We start from the raw sequence: 15,589 nt of genomic DNA, 5'->3' as shown, positions 1-15,589 counted from the left end.
TGGAGCTGGCCCTCGAGAATCTCGCCGACCACGCCCTCCGGGAGTGCCAGGAGCTGCTCGTACAAGCTTGGTCGGGCGCGGGCATGCATGCTGGGACGCGCCCGTTCAGGTGAAGACCTGCCAAACCACGGCCATCGTGAACGCCAGGTTGAAGCCGACCATCCACTTGCGCAAGGTCAGACTGCCTGTCAGCTCCGTGATGTCCCGACTGTATTCGGCGATTGCCTGTGCTGCGCCGCGGGCTTTGTCGTCTTCGGCACCGGCGCTCTTAAAGGCATCGTATACCTCGGCGATGATCGTGGTCATCGGGCATTCCTCGCGTCGGAAACAAACAGGTCTTGCTGTTGAAGAACATTGGGGGCTCTGCGGCTCTCACGCGGATGCCGCCGACTGTCGCCAGGCCAAAGCACAACGAAGCGAAAAGGGCCCGGGCTCAACAATGACCGTTGCGGTTCACAGCCCGTTTCCCGCGCACCGTCGCGGCCTCTGAGACCAGGCTCATGATCGCTGACACGCCGCCCTAGCCCACCACCCCGCCAAGCTCCAATTCGACGCCTTCGAGCAACAACGGGCTGATCCGGTACGGTGCGTCGAGCTGGAAGGACGTGCGATAGGCGCCATCCGTCGGCTCGCGGTGCACCCAGATTGCGCGCGCCGGGATGTCGATGAGCCAGACCTCGGGGATGCCGAACCGGGCGTAGAGCGGCAGCTTGCGCTCGCGGTCGTAACGGACGCTGCTGTCGGCGATCTCGATGAGCAGGAGGACGTCTTCCGCCTTTGGGTGCGCAGAGGTGTAGAAGTCGTCCCGCGGCTTGAGTATCGCGAGGTCGGGCTCCGGAGCGCTGAGGTCGCCGAGCAGGATCGGATCCTGCGTCGACACGATCGCGCGCCTGCCGATGGCTTCGATGAGGAGCAGATTGAGTCGCTTGGTGCGGCCCGCATGAGGCGGCGCGATGGGCGGCATGTCGATCATCTCTCCTTCGATCAGCTCGATCCGGGCGTCCGGGTCGAGCACGCCGGCCTCGCCCATGCGGAAGAACTCGCGGACGGTGACGCGGTGCGGATGGGGGGTCGGAGAGGCAGTGGCTGGCATGGCGGTTTGGGGCTCGGATTCGTTGGCCGGCGTCAGGCTGGCCGGCCCGGCAGAGTGGGGCAACAGGGTCAGTCTTGCGTTTTGCCCAGAAGCTCCGTGCATGCGACCCCCGACCCCGTCGGCCCCCAAGGCGCATCAAGCTTCTCGCGCCTCGGCATCGATGTCGTCGAGCGCCTCCGCTGCCCAGACTACTTCTCCAGCCATCTGCCCAGCCGCTCCTTGGCTTGGGCGGCGTCGAGAGACCGGCCCGCAGCGATGGATTCCTGCCCCTTACGGATCTTTTCCTGCACTTAGAGATGATATTGGATGTCTTCCATGCTGACATCGTCGGGAAGTCTTCGCAGAACTTCCACGGCCTGCTCTTTGGCGGATTGCATCAGGCTACCTCTGTCTTCGCTGCCGCTTTGGGAAAGGTTTGCGCCGACCGCCCGTGTCGTCAAGCGGAGCCTGCGGTGTCGGGCTCCAGGCTCGTCGGCGGGGTTGAGCGGGTTGACCTGTCGGTCGGTGGTCGCGGCATGGAGGCACATCGGGCGATGCCTGCACGAGATGCGGTGCCTGCTTGGCGAATTGGGACAGCGCCTTGCCCAAGATCTCAGACTGCGACTCGGCGGACCAAAGCATAGCGCGGTGCCGGTTGCCCGACACCGCGCTGTGCCACGGTGCCCTGAGTGGATGAGCTGCCGGTGCCGGCCGGATGCCGGCACCGAGCGCGCCGGTGCTACTCCGCCTTATGCGCCAACGCCGCATGCGCCGCGGCGAGCCGCGCCACCGGCACCCGCGGACCCGAGCAGCTGACGTAGTCCAGCCCCGCCTCGTCGCAGAAGCTGATGGACGCCGGGTGGCCGCCGTGCTCGCCGCAGATGCCGACGTGGATGTCCGGCCTTGCGGCGCGGCCCCAGTCCACGGCGAGCTTCATCAGCTTGCCGGCGCCCTTCACGTCCAGCACCTCGAAGGGGTTGTCCAACAGGATATGGCTGCGGTTGTAGAGCGGCAGGAACTTGTTCTCGGCGTCCTCGCGGGAGAAGGAGAACACGGCCTGGGTGAGGTCGTTGGTGCCGAAGGAGAAGAACTCGGCTTCTTCCGCCAGGGACTCGGCACGCATGCAGGCGCGCACCACCTCGATCATGGTGCCGAACTTGAAGGGCACCTTGCGGCCGTAGGCGGCCTCCACCTCGGCGTGGATCTCATCGACATAGGACTTGACCCGCAGCAGCTCCTGCTTGGTGCAGACCTGCGGCACCTTGATCTGCGGATGCACGTCCATGCCGGCGGCGACGCACTCGGCGCCGGCCTCCAGGATGGCGCGGATCTGCATCTTGTAGATCTCAGGGAAGGAGATCCCAAGCCGCACGCCGCGATGGCCGAGCATGGGGTTGGTCTCGTGCAGGGCACGCACCTTGCGCAGCATGGTCTCCTTCTTGGCGATGGCCTCTTCCACCATCATCGGATCCATGACGTGGCGCAGGTCGTCGAAGGCGATGCGCTCGTTCTCCGGCGTGTGCAGCAGGCCCATGGTGCCGGCGAGTGCCGTCATGCCGCGGGTGCTCTGCGCCAGCACCTTCAGATCGGCGAGGTCGCGCTCCAGCTGGTGCTCGTCGGGCAGGAACTCATGGATCGGCGGGTCCAGCAGCCGGATGGTGACCGGGTGCGGGGCCATCACCTCGAACAGCTCGCGGAAGTCCTTGCGCTGCAAGGGCAGCAGCTCGTCCAGGGCCTCCTGGCGCTGCTCCGGCGTCTCGGCGACGATCATCTCGATGACGATGGGCAGGCGCTCGACGGCGTTGAACATGCGCTCGGTGCGCGCGAGGCCGATGCCGGTGGCGCCGTATTTGCGCGCAAGCCGCGCGTCGTCCGGGGTGTCGGCGTTGGCCAGCACCTCAAGGCGCGCCGCCTCGTCCGCCCACTCCAGCAGCGTGGAGAGCTCCGTGGTGAACTCCGGGTCCATGGTCGGGATGGCGCCGATGTACACATAGCCGTTGGAGCCATCCAGCGTGATCAGGTCGCCCTCCTTGAAGCTGGTGCCGCCGACCATGGCCTCGCGCCGGGTCACGTCGACGCTGATGCCCTCGGCACCCGCCACACAGGGCTTGCCCATGCCGCGGGCGACGACAGCCGCGTGGGAGGTCTTGCCGCCGCGGGAGGTGAGGATGCCCTTGGCGGCGAAGAAGCCGTGGATGTCCTCGGGCTTGGTCTCCTCACGCACCAGGATCACGTCCTGGCCCAGGTCCTTGCCGAGCTGCTCGGCGCGGTCGGCGTCGAACACGGCGATGCCCGCCGCGGCGCCGGGCGAGGCCGGCAGGCCTTCTGCGACGGGCTCGCTCTTGGCGCTCGGGTCGAGCCTGGGGAAGAGCATCTGCTCCAGGCTGATGGGGTCCACGCGCTGGAGGGCCTGTTCCTTGCTGATGAGGCCTTCGTTGACCATCTCCACGGAGGTGCGGACCATGGCCGCGGCGTTCATCTTGCCGTTGCGGGTCTGCAGGCAGTAGAGCACGCCGCGCTCGATGGTGAACTCGAAGTCCTGTACCTCGCGGTAGTGGGTCTCCAGCTTGTTGCGCAGCTCGGCGAGCTGGCGGGCCATCTCCGGCATCTCCACCGTCAGGCGCACGAGCGGCTTCGGTGTGCGGATGCCGGCCACCACGTCCTCGCCCTGGGCGTTGATCAGGTACTCGCCGTAGAGCTCGTTCTCGCCGGTGCCCGGGTTGCGGGTGAAGCCGACGCCGGTGGCGGAGTCGTCGCCGCGGTTGCCGAACACCATGGTGCAGACGTTGACGGCCGTGCCGTTGGCCATCTCCGGCGTGATGTGGAACTGGTTGCGGTAGTCCACCGCGCGCTTGCCCATCCAGGAGTTGAAGACGGCCTTGACGGCGATCTCCAGCTGCTGCATCGGGTCGGACGGGAAGGGCTTGCCGGTGTGCTCCTCCACCACCTTCAGGAAGCGCTCGGAGATCTCCTTCAGATCGTTGGCCGAGAGGTCCACGTCCTGCTTGGCGTGGGCGTGCTCCTTGACCTCTTCGAACTCGCGGTCGAACAGCTCGTCCGGCACGCCCAGGGCGACCTTGCCGAAGAGCTGAATGAAGCGGCGGTAGGAGTCGTAGCCGAAGCGCGGGTCACCGGTGGCCTTGATCTCGCCCTGAAGCGTGTCGGCGTTCAGCCCCAGGTTCAGGATGGTGTCCATCATGCCGGGCATGGACATCGCCGAGCCGGAGCGCACCGACACCAACAGCGGGGCCTCCGGGTTGCCGAAGCCCTTACCGGTCTTGCGCTCCAGCGCGGCCATCTGGTCGTGCACCTGGTCCATGACGCCCGGCGGCAGCGCGTGTTCCGGCTGGTCCAGGTAGGCCAGGCAGGCTTCGGTGGAGATGACGAAGCCAGGCGGCACATTCAGGCCGATCTGCGTCATCTCGCACAGGTTGGCGCCCTTGCCCCCCAAGAGCTTCTTGTTCTTGCCGTCGCCTTCCTCGAAGGCAAACACCCATTTCGTCGGTTCGGTCATGTTCACGGACTCCCGGTTCGGTTGCACCAAAAACGCCTGCGGTTTCGCGCGAGCGAAATTGTGGGGTATTGGAACGCCATTGCGGGTCGCAGCCAAGCGGTCTCTACCTGTGGGTTGCCTTGCATCAGCATTGCCGGCGCAATGCACCGACGGGGCGCGAGTCCCCACACCGCCAGTCGGGTCACTGCACCCTTCTCGCGCACCGGCGCCGGCTCGGGCGCACCAAGAGCATGCACACGGACGCGCGCTGGGCGCAGAGCGGGCGGGCACGCCCTGATTCGGCGCCTGGGCAAAGGCGGGCAGCGAAAATGGGTCAGCGGCGGCGTCGCCGGTGCCAGGGTCTTGCGGGTGCCGTGCCAGGCGTCGGGTCAGCCGCGGCGCGGCGCGGCGGAGCGCCCGCGACCGGCCGCGGCAGCGCGCGTAGTACCGCAAGCCCGGGCAGCAACAGCAGGAGCACCGCCGGCACCGGCACCTCGCCGCCGGACCCGCCGGGCCGCTCGCCGAGGTCCGCCTGCCCCAGGTGCAGCCAGACATCGTTGGGACCATAGGCGATGGTCCAGAAGTAGTCCGGTCCCCAGCCGGCGAGGCTCGGCAGGTCGAAGCCGCCGAAGCCGCCGTCCAGGCGGCCGGCGTCGCCGATGAGGAGCCAGCTGTAGGGGGTGTCGCCCCCGGGGTTGAAGGCGGGGTCGAAGAGGATGCGCAGCAGCCCGCCCAGCAGCAGGTCACCGTGGCCGCCCAGGTCCATGCGGCCGTAGTCGCCGGTTGGCTCGGCAAAGATGGCCTGCAGCACGCCGTCCGGCTCCAGCAGGACCTCGCCCAGACCAGCCGCGCCGCGCAGGGTATTGGCGCCTAGGTCCAGCAGGCCGCGGTTGTCGAAGGCGGCGATGGCCATCTCCAGGTCGCCGTCGCGCAGCAGCAGCTCGCCGCGGTTGACCAGCCGGCCCCCGCCCTCGATGCGCCCGGCACCCTCGATGCCGCCGCCGCTGTCGACGGCCGCCACGGCACCCGCGGCCACCGTGAGCCTGGCCCCACCCGGCGTCAGCAGCACGCTGCTGCCGGCGCCGACGCGCAGCACGCCGGCATCCACCCGGGCGCCGCCGTGCACAGCGACGTTCAGCAGCGCCGTGTCGGCCAGCACGCGCAGGCCCGCGGTGGCGCCGTCGCGCAGGGTCACGTCGGCAAGCTCGAGGGTGCCCAGCGCCCGCGCCGACGCCACCAGGCTGATGGTGCGCGACAGGTGCACGGTGCCGTCGGCAAACCCCAGCACGCCGCCCGTGCGCACGAAGCTGTCGAAGCGCAGCACGTCGTCCAGCAGCACGTCGCCCTCGATGCGCAGGTCGCCGCCGTCGAGCAGCACTCGTCCCATCGCCGCGGTGCTGACGGCAGCATCGGCGCTGATCAGCAGGCCCGCGCCGGCGCCGATGCGCAGCAGACCATTGTTCTCGAGCGTCAGGGCACCGACGCGCATGCCGGGGCCGGTGGCGGCGATGAGCCCATGGTTCACCAGCACGCCGCCGCCGCTGAGCTCGCCCGCGCCGGTCACCTCCGCGCCGTCCGCGATGGTGAGCCGTGCATCGGCACGCACATCCAGCAGCGCATCCGGGGCCAGCAGCAGCACCCGGGTGCCGGCGAGGAGCCTCTGGTGGATGTCCGACCGCAGGCTCGCGCCGCCGTGCACACGGATCACGTGGCCGGCACCGATGCCGATGTCGTCCGCCAGCGCAGCATCGCCGAAGGCCAGATGGCCGCCGGTGATGTCGATGTCGCCCGCCACCAGGACATTGGTGAGCCTTGCGTCCGCGCGCACCTCGACGGCGCCGACCCTGCCGTTGACAAGGTGCGCATGCTCCAGCACGAGCGGCCCGAGCACCGTCGCCTGCAACCCGGCGCCGGCGCCGACATCGATGACGCCGTCGGCGAAAACGAGCTCGCCGCCGCTGCGCTCGAACGCCGCGAAATCCAGGAGCGCCGAGGCCACGGCGTCCCCTTCGAAGCGCAGCACGCCGGCTTCAAGCCGGATACCCCCGGCGACGTCGAGCGCCCCGCCGGCGCGCCGGGTCAGCGTCCCGCCGGTCACCAGCACCCGATCCACCTCGACGCCGGCGCCGGCGTCCACGACGACGGAGATGCCGGAGGCCACCTCCAGGATGCCGCTCGCCGGTGCGAACAGGGCACCGTCACCAAAGGTGAGCCCACCGCCGCGCCAGGTGATGGCACCGGTGACCGCGACGTTGGTGAGCGACGAATCGGACTCGACGATCAGGTCCCCGACCCGCCCGTCATACAGGTGTGCGTTGCGCAGCACGATCTCGCCCAGCACGGTGGCGTCCGCCACCGCGCCGGCGGAGACGTCGATGTGGCCGTTGGCGAAGATCAGCTCGCCGGCGGCGCGGCTGAAGGTATCGAGGTTCAGCACGTCGTTGGCGACGAAGTCCCCCTCCAGCAGCAGCGTGCCGCCGGTGAGCGCGACGCTGCCGGTGCTGGTGAGATCCGCGGCGCGGACAAAGCGTGTGGTGCCCTCCGCCACCGTCAGCAGGCCCGCGTTGACCAGCGCGACGCCGTCCACCAAAAGGTCCGCCGTCGCCCGGATCTCGCCGAGATTCACCAACTGTCCGCCGCCGACGATGCGCCCGCCGCCGGTGATGAGGCCCGTTGGGTCGATGCGGGCGCCGGCGGCGGCGGCGATGTCGAGATCCCCCGCCAGCGCCAGCTCCGAGCCGTCACCGAGGGTGAATTCCCCGCCCGCCACCTGCACGGCGCCGCCGACACGCGTATTGGTCACCCGCGCCTCCGCCTCCACCCGCAGGCTGCCGACCTGCCCGTCGCGCAGCTCCGTGTCCCGCAGCGCCAGCGCGCCGAGCACCGTGGCCTCGGCGCTGGCGCTCGCGCCGGCGCTCGCATCCCAGACGCCGCCCTCGATGATGAGCGTGCCGTCGTCGCGGGAGAAGGCGTCGAAGTTGAGCGCCTGATGCAGGCTCAGCACGCCGCCGCCGGCACCGTCGGCGCCGCCGATCAGGTGCAGCGTGCCGCCGTCGAGCAGCGTGCCGGTGCTGGCGGTGATGAGCCCGCGGCTCACCAGGCTGCCGCCCTGCACCACCAGCCGCGCGCCGGTCACCGTCGCGCCGGCGTCGATGGTGGCCGATGCGCTCGCCCCGACGGAGATCAGGCCAGCGCCGCCGGTGCCGGTGAGATCGATGACAGTGCCGCCGCCGATGCTCACATCGCCGGCCTCGATGTTCACATCGCCGCCGATGACGGTGTTGTCGATGCGGCTCGTGGACACCACGCGCACACCACCGAGGCGCCCGCCGCCGATGACGGCGTCGTCCAGCACGATGGCGCCGAGCACCCGGGCATCGGCGCTGGCGCTCGCGCTGGCCGTCAGGTCAAAGCTGCCGCCGCGCAGCCACAGCTCCCCGCCGCTGCGGCTGAAGCCGTCGTAGTTGACGACACCGTCCACCACCACGGCCGTGCCGCCGCCGGCGAGCCCGCCGCTGCCCACCAGCACATAGCGCCCGCCCTGAAGGCTCACGCCCCGGGGGTCGACGACGCTGCCGGGGCCCCCGATCTCGTGCGTCAGTGTGCCGCCGTCGATGACGACCAACCCGCCCTCGATGACGGCTCCGCGGCGGATGGTCGCCGCCGCACTTGCGCCGACGCGCAGCGCACGCGTGCCGCCCATGCGCAGCACCGTCGTCGGGCCGATGTCGAGGTCGCCGCCGGCGATGCTCACGTCGCCCAGCACGATCAGGTTGTCGATGCTGGAGCTGCTCTCCACCAAGAGATCCCCGACGCTGCCGTCCGTGAGATTGGCGCCGCGCAGCACGAGTCCGCCCAGCACCGTCGCGCTGGCGGATGCGCCCGCGCGGGCGGTGATGTTGCCGGCGCCGAGCACGAGCCGGCCGCCGCTGCGGCTGAAGCTGTCGAGGTTGAGGGTGCTGTGCAGGTCGCGGTCGCCTGCCAGCACCAGCTCGCCGCCGTCCAGCAGCACGCGGCCGGTGGCATCGGTGCTGAAGCCCGCATCCGCGCCGATGACGACGCGGCTGCCGGCGCGCACGTCGAAGAGCCCCCGGTTGACGTAGATGATGCGGCTGATATCGAGGTCCGCCAGCGCGCGCAGGGTGCCGTCGTTGACAAGGGTGCCGGGGCCGGTGATGACACCGCCGGCCTCGATGACGCCACCCGCTTCGATGGTCGCGCTGGCGGCAGCGGCGACGTCGATGCGCCCGCCGCCGCCCATGCGCAGGCTGGAGCCGCCATCGATGGCGAGATTGCCGCCCGTGACCTTAACCGGACCCTGGACGATGACGTTCTCCACCCGAGAGCTGGCCTCCACGGTGATACCCTCCACCTCGCCGTCTGCAATGACGGTATCGCGCAGGACGAGGCCGCCGAGCGCCCGGGCCGTCGCCGTGGCACTGGCGCTGGCCGTCAGGTCCACGCGACCACCGTCGAAGATCAGGCTGCCGCCGCTGCGCTGGAAGGTCGAGAAGTTGAGCGCGTTGTCCGCGGCGGTGTCGCCGATGAGCCTGAAGCTGCCGGCGGACAGAAGCACCTGCTCGGTGTCCTCCAGCAGGCCGCGGCTCACCAGCTCGCCGCCCTCGATGCGGAAGCGCCCGCCGCGGATGGTGGCGCCGGACTCGATGGTCGCGCTGGCGCCGGCGCTGAGCTGGAAGTAGTCCGTACCGCCGGTCATGTCGATGACCGTCCCGGCGCCGATGCTGCCGGAGAAGCCGTCGCCGATGCTGACGCTGCCGGCCACGCTCACGTTCTCGATGGCGCCGCCGGTCTCCAGGATCAGGTCCTGCACGATGCCGTTGCGCAGCAGCCCGTCGCGGATCGCCACGGTGCCGAGCACCTGCGCCGTGATGCCGCCGACGCTGTTGATCTCCACCGTGCCGCCGCTGAAGCGCAGCACGCCGTCCACGTTGACGAAGGTGTTGTAGTTGAGCAGGTCATGGGCGCTCGCGACATCGCCCTCGATGGTGAGCGTGCCGGTCTGGATCTGCACCCGGGCCGTCTCGCTGGTGGTCAGCGTCACGCCGGTGCCGATAATGAGCTCCGCGTCCGGCGCATCCACCAGAATGGTGCTGTCGTTCACCAGCGCGACGCCGCTGATGTTCACGACCCCCTGCGCCACCAACACGCCGCCGCAGGTGCGCACCGTGCCGGCGCCGGTGATGCTGGCCCCATCGGTGAACACCTGGTTGCCGGAGCACAGGTCCAGCGCTGCGCCGGCGCTGACGTCGAAGCCGCCCGAGTGCAGGCCGGTGCCACCGAGGCTCAGCGTGCCCGCCTGCACGTTGGCCTGGCCCTGGTTCTGGTTCAGTGAGGCGGCGAGGGTGAAGGTGCCATCTGTGCGCTTGGTCAGCGTGCCGGTGTTGCTGAAGCTCGTGGCGACGCCGCCGCCGTGGAACAGAAAGCCGCTCTCGGCGGCGAGGGTGCCGCTGTTGTCAAGCTCCGCACCGGAGCGCAGGTAGAGCCCGCCCTGGGCCTGCGTGAGCGTGCCTGCGTTGATCAGCGTACCGTTGTCCAGGTACACCGCCGAGGCGTTCGTCACGTTCAGGCTGCTGGTGCTGCCGGCGGCGAGCACGGTGGTGCCGGCGCCGTCGATGAAGCCGCGCTCCCAGGTGAGCCCGGCGTCGAGCGTGAGCGTGGCGCCGGCGGCGACGCCCAGGCTGCTGGCGTGGTTGCCGAGCACGACGCGCTCGTCAAAGCTGTTGTCGGTCTCAAGCTCAAGCGTACCGCCGTCGATGACGACTTGGGCGTTGGGGTCGAAGGCTTGCGCGAAGCGCGTCGTGCCGCCGGTGAAGCTGAGCGCGCCGCCGACGCCGGCGGCGGCGTTGAAGTCGAGCGTGCCGCCGGAGACATTGAGGTCGCCGGTGACGTTCACCGCCTGGTTGAAGTCGGCGTTGCCTGCGCTGACGCTGAGCGCGCCACTGACGTTGACCGCTTGGTTGAACGTGCCGTTGCCGCCGCTCACCGTGAGCGCGCCGACATCCACGCCGGTGTCTAAGGTCTGAAAGCCGCCGAGGAGCACGAGCCCGCCGCCGCCGGCGAGCGTGGCGCTGTCGGTGAAGCTGTGCGTGCCGCCAAGCTCCAGCACCGCGCCATCGGCAATCTGCACGCTGCCGGTGTGGGTGCCGCTGCCGCTGATGCTGAGCTGGCCTTGCTGGATGTCGATGCTGCCCTGGTTGGCGACGTTGGTGCTGGAGAGCTGGAAGTCACCCGCGGTGGTCTTGGTCAGCGTGCCGGTATTGGTGAAGCCAGTGGCCGTGCCCGTGTAGTAGCCGAGTGCGCCGGCCTCGGCGGTGAGCTGGCCCTGGTTGATGAACAGGCTGCCGTCGCGCTGGTTGAGCCAGCCTTGGGTGAAGGTGAAGTCACCGTCGTTGATGAGCGTGCCGTTGTCGAGGAAGCCGGCCGTGAAGCGATTGGTGCTGGTGTCCAGGGTGGTCTCGGATGTGTCGTCGAGCACGACACTGCCGGCACCGTTCAGCGTTCCTCGGCGCCAGCTGAGCCTGCCGGCGACGGTGGTGATGCCGTCGCCCGCGTAGGCCGCACCAGCACCATCCAGCAGCAGCAAACCGCTGATTTGCGAAGCCGCCGCGGTGGTGAGCTGACCGCCGCTGATGGCCAACGTGTCGCCGACCTCGATGCTCGCAACGCTGTACCCGCCGCTGGTGAGCGACACGACGGGATCGGCACCGGCCAAGTCGATGACCACGTCGTCGCCATCCCGCGGCAGCCGTGCCGGTGACCAGTTGGCCGCATCCTGCCAGAGGCCATCGGCGGGCGTCTGCCAGCGCAGGGTGTCGGCGGCGACGGGCGTACCCGCGGCAAGCATGAGCGCGATGGCGCGCACCAGCGGTCGGCGCAACATGGAACAGACTCCGTGGCGCAAAACAGGCGGGCGCGGGCGCCCGCACGCGACAATCGGCGACGGTATGGAGCGCACAGCCGCTGCGCGACCCGCGGGCCGCAGCACGCCGGCACCGGGCAAGGTCGGGCGCCCGCGGCAGGCGCTATGGCCGGGCGTCGATGCTGATGCCTTGCCGCGCCAGGCCCTGCACGACGCGCTGGGCGCTGGCGTTGCCGTCGTCCGCGAGGGCACGCACGCCGGAGGCGATGGCCTCCAGCTGCTCGCGCAGACGCTGGGACTCCGCCATGGGCTGTTCCTGGCGCTCGTGCAGCGCCCGAAGATCGCCGCGGTCACTCAGGAGCTGCAGCGTCTGGGAGGTCAGCAGCACCAGCAGGGCGCTGAGACCGATGGCCACCGGCAGAAACGCGGAGTGCCGGCCCCGTGCACCCGTACTCGAATCGCTCATGGTGTGCCGACGCCGTCGGTCGCTGCGCCCGGGATGGATGCGCTCGACGCCGGTTCGCCCGGAGCGGGCGCCCCGGCGCCGCCGCCTCCGACCTGATCGCCCCGGACCTGGTAAGAGATCCCCTGGGATGCCAGCAGCGCCTTGATGGCGCTGTCGTCGTTGGCGACGGCGAGGTTGGCGAGGGTCTGGATCAGCTCATTGTTGAGCCGGCTGAGCTGCACGCTCTCGGTGATGAATCGCTGCCGCTCGGCCGTTTGCGCCTGTTGGGTGCGCACGGCGCCTGACAGGAACGTATTGACCAGCGCGAGCAGCAGACAAGCGCCCGCCAAGAGGTTGAGCGTCCAGAATTGCCAGATTTTCATCGGAGATCCGAAATGGCTCCCTGTGCGCGCCGGGGCGGGAGGGGCTTTGGCGCAGAGGGCGCCCGCACGGTGCCGGCACAGACCACTGAGTGGTACATGGGTGATACACCCAGCCAGGTAGGCGGACGATACGCAGGGCACACCCGCTTATCAAGCACAGATGCCGGCGGGTCATTGGGCGTCATCGCCGACAGGTGCTGCGCTGTTTGCGCTTGGCGCACCAGGGTGCCGGCGCAGACACTCGAGCCGGGTGAGGTTTGTGCTGCCCGGTATCCGTGTTGCCGGTGCACAAGCGCCCAGGCACCCGCAGTGCGCTCCCGGGTAAGCCGCACACAGCAGCATCGCAGACATTGACCTTGCCGATGTAAGGCTTTGACATTGCCGCATCGATGCAGCTCGGTGCACCGCGGACCACCGCAGATCGCCTCACCCGTAGCGTCCACGCAGCGCCGGTCTCCACTGCACAATCTTTCCACCCTGCTTGTTCCGGCGCTGCACGGTTGCGGTCCAGACTGAAAGTCGACCGGAGGCCGGGTGCACACCAGCGGTGAATCCCGACCGCCATCGACAGCCGGAGCGCGGCGCGACGGGCTGATCAGCAACGCTCATTCAGCCAGCGCAACAGCGGGCGCCCGCGCCCCGGAAGCATGAGCACAAACGCCCTTGGAGGTGTCCCATGTCAAGCAGCAACACCCTCTCCCACAGCCAGCTCAGCCACAGACCCATGGGAGGCCACATTGCGACGGCACTCATCGCGTCCGCGCTGCTCCTGACCGTCAGCGCCGGCGCACTGGCCCAGCCCGGCTGGGGCGGTGGACCGGTTGGCCCCGGCAGCCGCGGACCGGCCAGCTTCGCCGCAATCGACAGCAATGGCGACGGCAGCATCAGCGCCGAGGAGCACGCCAGCTTCCGCGCCGAGCGCATGGCGGCACGGGCCCAGGCCGGCCGACTGCTGCGCAACGCGGGCCAGGCGCCACAGTTCGAAGACCTGGACGCCAACCGCGACGGCCGGCTGAGCCAGGCCGAAGTGGCGCAGTTCCGCGGTGAGCGCATGGCCCAGCGCGGCTGGCCGCGCGGCGGCGGCTGCAACGGACCGCGCGGTCGCGGCTGGTGAGCAATCGCGAGTGCAGACAGTGCGCGAGAGCACACTCCTGCACTCTGCACTCTGCACTCTGCACTCTGCACTCTGCACTCTGCACTCTGCACTCAGCCCTCCTGCACCAGCGGATCGACTATGCATGCCGTCAGCCGCCTACAGCACGCGCACCCGGGGCCGCCGCAGGCGCCGCACATTCTCGCCGTCGACGGCAGCTACCGCCGCGGCGCCATCACGGACCAGCTGGTGGACGCGGTGCTCGCGGCGGCGGCAGTGGCGGGCGCCAGCATCGAGCAGGTGCACCTCATCGACCAACCCATTGCGTTCTGCAAGAACTGCCGCGCCTGCGCGGCGGAGCCCGTCGAATCCGCTCCTGTGCGCGGCGCCTGCCTGCTGGACGACGGCATGGCCGCGCTGCTCGAGCGCATCGACGCCGCCGACGCCTTGGTGCTGGCAGCACCGGTGAACTTCGGCGGCGTCACCGCCGTCACCAGGCGCTTCATGGAGCGGCTCATCTGCTGCAGCCACTGGCCCTGGGGCCAGCCGGCGCCGAAGCTGCGCCGGGACCTCAGCGAGCACGGACACCGGCCACGCCGACCGGCGGTGCTGCTCACCTCCAGCGCCGCACCCACGCTGCTGGGCCGGCTCATGGAGCACCCCCTCAGGGACCTTAAGCAGGTCGCCGAGGTCCTCGGCTGCAAGCCCATCGGCAAGCTCTGGCACGGGCTCGCAGCACAGCAACCGGCGCAGACCATCCGCCCGGGCACCGCCAGGCGCGACGCGACGCTCGGGCACAGGCTCGCCCGCAGGGCCTGAGTCTCAGCGCCGCACGGCCCGGAGCACCCCCGTGTCTGGGTGAAACACATACCAGGCGAACCAGAACCCCGTCATCGCCGCCAGCTGGTCGCCGGCGGCATCGAAGGCCCGGGCACTCTCGTTGAGCCGGTCGAAGCGGATGGTGACCCGCCGCCCGCCGACGCGGTCCTCGATCGCCTCGCCGCGCAGGAGGTCCGCATCCGGGGGGGGCGAGAAAGCGCGGGTGGTCGATGGACGGGATGCCGTCGCGCACCGGCCCGCCGGCGTGGATCTCATCCACCGGCACGAGCGCGTGATCGAGGTCGAAGCCGTTGGTCTCCGCGAGCGCGGACGCTGCGAGCAGCGCGGTCGTCAGGGCCAAGAGGATGCCGAGCCGGATCTGTGGGATGGTCATGCGCTGGATCTCCGTTGGATCATGGATATCCCTTGGACCGGCTGCACAGCCGGCGGATTTCACCCCTCCCGGAGCCCACCGATGCCCGCGCAGCCCAGCAGTAATAAGCCCGTCACCCGCGCCGCCGGCATCGTGCCGGTGCGCTTTGCAGACACCGACCCGCAGCGAGAAGCACCGCGCTTCCTGCTGCTGCGCGCCTACAACTACTGGGATTTCCCGAAGGGCGAGCTTGCGCCCGGCGAGGCGCCCCTCGCGGCGGCCCTGCGGGAGGCGCGGGAGGAAACCGGCCTCGACGGCTTCGGCCTGCGCTGGGGCGAGGACTTCATCGAAACCGAGCGCTACGGTCGCGGCAAGATCGCTCGCTACTATGTCGCGGAGGCACCGGCGGGCGACGTCGTGCTGCCGGTGAGCCCGGAGCTGGGCCGCCCGGAGCACCACGAGTTCCGGTGGGTCAGCGCCGAACAGGCAAGGGCGCTCCTGAACGCCCGGGTGACGCGGGTGCTGGACTGGGCGCTCGGTCGCCTTGCGACGGGTCCCTGACCCGGCTGACTGGGCCGAAGCCTGAAACCCGGCCGACCGAATCGGGCGCCCGCCGTCGGGCGCGCGCCCGAGCCCCAGCGACCGGGTCGTCGGAAGAAGGCCGCGCCGCGCACGAGGCGGTGTGCCCCTCAATGCGCCACCGGCTCCAGGTGCTCAAACACCAGCTGCGGCGAGCGCAGCCCGCGGTAGTCGTTGATGTCGAGGCGGTAGGCGAGGCGCACGTGCTCGCCCACTGCACCGCGGTGCTCGGCGAGGTGGAAGCCGATGGCCTCCAGCGGGGGCGCCCCGTCCAGGCGCACTCGCAGCTTAAGGTGGCGCTCCGCGGCAATGGCCTTGTGGCTGACGGCGAAGACGCCGTCGAACACGGGCTCGGTGAAGCCCTTGCCCCAGGGTCCGGCGCGGCGCAGGGCATCGGCGGTGTGCAGCGTCAGCAGCGGCGGAGGCAGCTCGCCGTCGGAGAGGATCTCCCG

At 70.0% G+C, this 15,589-nt stretch carries 10 protein-coding genes and 1 pseudogene; 3 read left to right on the top strand and 8 right to left on the bottom strand.

Annotated elements, in window-relative coordinates; translation table 11 throughout:
• Positions 1-105 precede the first annotated feature (105 nt).
• From QZ607_RS24395 to QZ607_RS24370, 6 genes are all read right to left on the bottom strand, one after another.
• Positions 106-306 carry an integrase gene (locus QZ607_RS24395; RefSeq protein ID WP_295888443.1) on the bottom strand — a complete coding sequence of 67 codons (201 nt, stop codon included), beginning with the start codon at positions 304-306 and terminating at the stop codon, positions 106-108.
• A gap of 214 nt (positions 307-520) precedes the next feature.
• Positions 521-1,093: a Uma2 family endonuclease gene (locus QZ607_RS24390; RefSeq protein ID WP_295888440.1), complete on the bottom strand. Its 573-nt coding sequence runs from the start codon at positions 1,091-1,093 to the stop codon at positions 521-523.
• Positions 1,094-1,811: 718 nt separating this feature from the next.
• Positions 1,812-4,586 carry a pyruvate, phosphate dikinase gene (gene ppdK, locus QZ607_RS24385; protein WP_295888438.1) on the bottom strand — a complete coding sequence of 925 codons (2,775 nt, stop codon included), beginning with the start codon at positions 4,584-4,586 and terminating at the stop codon, positions 1,812-1,814.
• Positions 4,587-4,899: 313 nt separating this feature from the next.
• Positions 4,900-11,466, bottom strand: a complete 6,567-nt coding sequence (locus QZ607_RS24380) for a hypothetical protein (protein ID WP_295888434.1) — start codon at positions 11,464-11,466, stop codon at positions 4,900-4,902.
• Between the two features lie 142 nt (positions 11,467-11,608).
• Positions 11,609-11,911 (bottom strand): hypothetical protein, encoded by a 303-nt coding sequence (locus QZ607_RS24375; protein ID WP_295888431.1) that lies wholly within the window; start codon positions 11,909-11,911, stop codon positions 11,609-11,611.
• A complete protein-coding gene (locus QZ607_RS24370) occupies positions 11,908-12,273 on the bottom strand; it encodes a hypothetical protein (protein WP_295888430.1) in 366 nt (121 codons plus the stop codon). The genes QZ607_RS24375 and QZ607_RS24370 overlap by 4 nt, the downstream gene beginning before the upstream one ends.
• Positions 12,274-12,949: 676 nt before the next feature.
• On the opposite strand from QZ607_RS24370, the gene QZ607_RS24365 reads away from it, so the two are divergent.
• Positions 12,950-13,387 (top strand): EF-hand domain-containing protein, encoded by a 438-nt coding sequence (locus QZ607_RS24365; protein ID WP_295888428.1) that lies wholly within the window; start codon positions 12,950-12,952, stop codon positions 13,385-13,387.
• A gap of 120 nt (positions 13,388-13,507) precedes the next feature.
• The gene (locus tag QZ607_RS24360) at positions 13,508-14,185 is read left to right on the top strand and encodes an NAD(P)H-dependent oxidoreductase (protein WP_295888425.1); all 678 of its coding nucleotides are present in this window, start codon (positions 13,508-13,510) and stop codon (positions 14,183-14,185) included.
• A gap of 3 nt (positions 14,186-14,188) precedes the next feature.
• Here the strand turns inward: QZ607_RS24360 and QZ607_RS24355 are convergent, their stop codons facing one another.
• A complete protein-coding gene (locus QZ607_RS24355; RefSeq protein WP_295888424.1) occupies positions 14,189-14,461 on the bottom strand; it encodes a hypothetical protein in 273 nt (90 codons plus the stop codon).
• Between the two features lie 199 nt (positions 14,462-14,660).
• Here QZ607_RS24355 and QZ607_RS24350 point away from each other — a divergent pair, with 199 nt between their 5' ends.
• Positions 14,661-15,119, top strand: a complete 459-nt coding sequence (locus QZ607_RS24350) for an NUDIX domain-containing protein (RefSeq protein WP_295888421.1) — start codon at positions 14,661-14,663, stop codon at positions 15,117-15,119.
• 128 nt (positions 15,120-15,247) lie between these two features.
• Here QZ607_RS24350 and QZ607_RS24345 read toward each other — a convergent pair.
• Positions 15,248-15,589: pseudogene (locus QZ607_RS24345) on the bottom strand (single-stranded-DNA-specific exonuclease RecJ); the annotation flags it as partial.

The sequence above is a fragment of the uncultured Thiohalocapsa sp. genome, from assembly GCF_913063425.1.
In the GTDB taxonomy this organism is placed as follows: Bacteria; Pseudomonadota; Gammaproteobacteria; order Chromatiales; family Chromatiaceae; genus Thiohalocapsa.
The sequence above is the reverse complement of the archived record's forward strand: the minus strand, read 5'-3'. Positions and strand labels throughout refer to the sequence as shown.

Coding starts and splice junctions, on each gene's coding strand:
- QZ607_RS24390 (WP_295888440.1), bottom strand. CDS start 1,093: ATGCCAGCCACTGCCTCTCCGACCCCCCATCCGCACCGCGTCACCGTC.
- QZ607_RS24350 (WP_295888421.1), top strand. CDS start 14,661: ATGCCCGCGCAGCCCAGCAGTAATAAGCCCGTCACCCGCGCCGCCGGC.
- QZ607_RS24355 (WP_295888424.1), bottom strand. CDS start 14,461: ATGAGATCCACGCCGGCGGGCCGGTGCGCGACGGCATCCCGTCCATCG.
- QZ607_RS24395 (WP_295888443.1), bottom strand. CDS start 306: ATGACCACGATCATCGCCGAGGTATACGATGCCTTTAAGAGCGCCGGT.
- QZ607_RS24360 (WP_295888425.1), top strand. CDS start 13,508: ATGCATGCCGTCAGCCGCCTACAGCACGCGCACCCGGGGCCGCCGCAG.
- QZ607_RS24375 (WP_295888431.1), bottom strand. CDS start 11,911: ATGAGCGATTCGAGTACGGGTGCACGGGGCCGGCACTCCGCGTTTCTG.
- QZ607_RS24370 (WP_295888430.1), bottom strand. CDS start 12,273: ATGAAAATCTGGCAATTCTGGACGCTCAACCTCTTGGCGGGCGCTTGT.
- QZ607_RS24380 (WP_295888434.1), bottom strand. CDS start 11,466: ATGTTGCGCCGACCGCTGGTGCGCGCCATCGCGCTCATGCTTGCCGCG.
- QZ607_RS24365 (WP_295888428.1), top strand. CDS start 12,950: ATGTCAAGCAGCAACACCCTCTCCCACAGCCAGCTCAGCCACAGACCC.
- ppdK (WP_295888438.1), bottom strand. CDS start 4,586: ATGACCGAACCGACGAAATGGGTGTTTGCCTTCGAGGAAGGCGACGGC.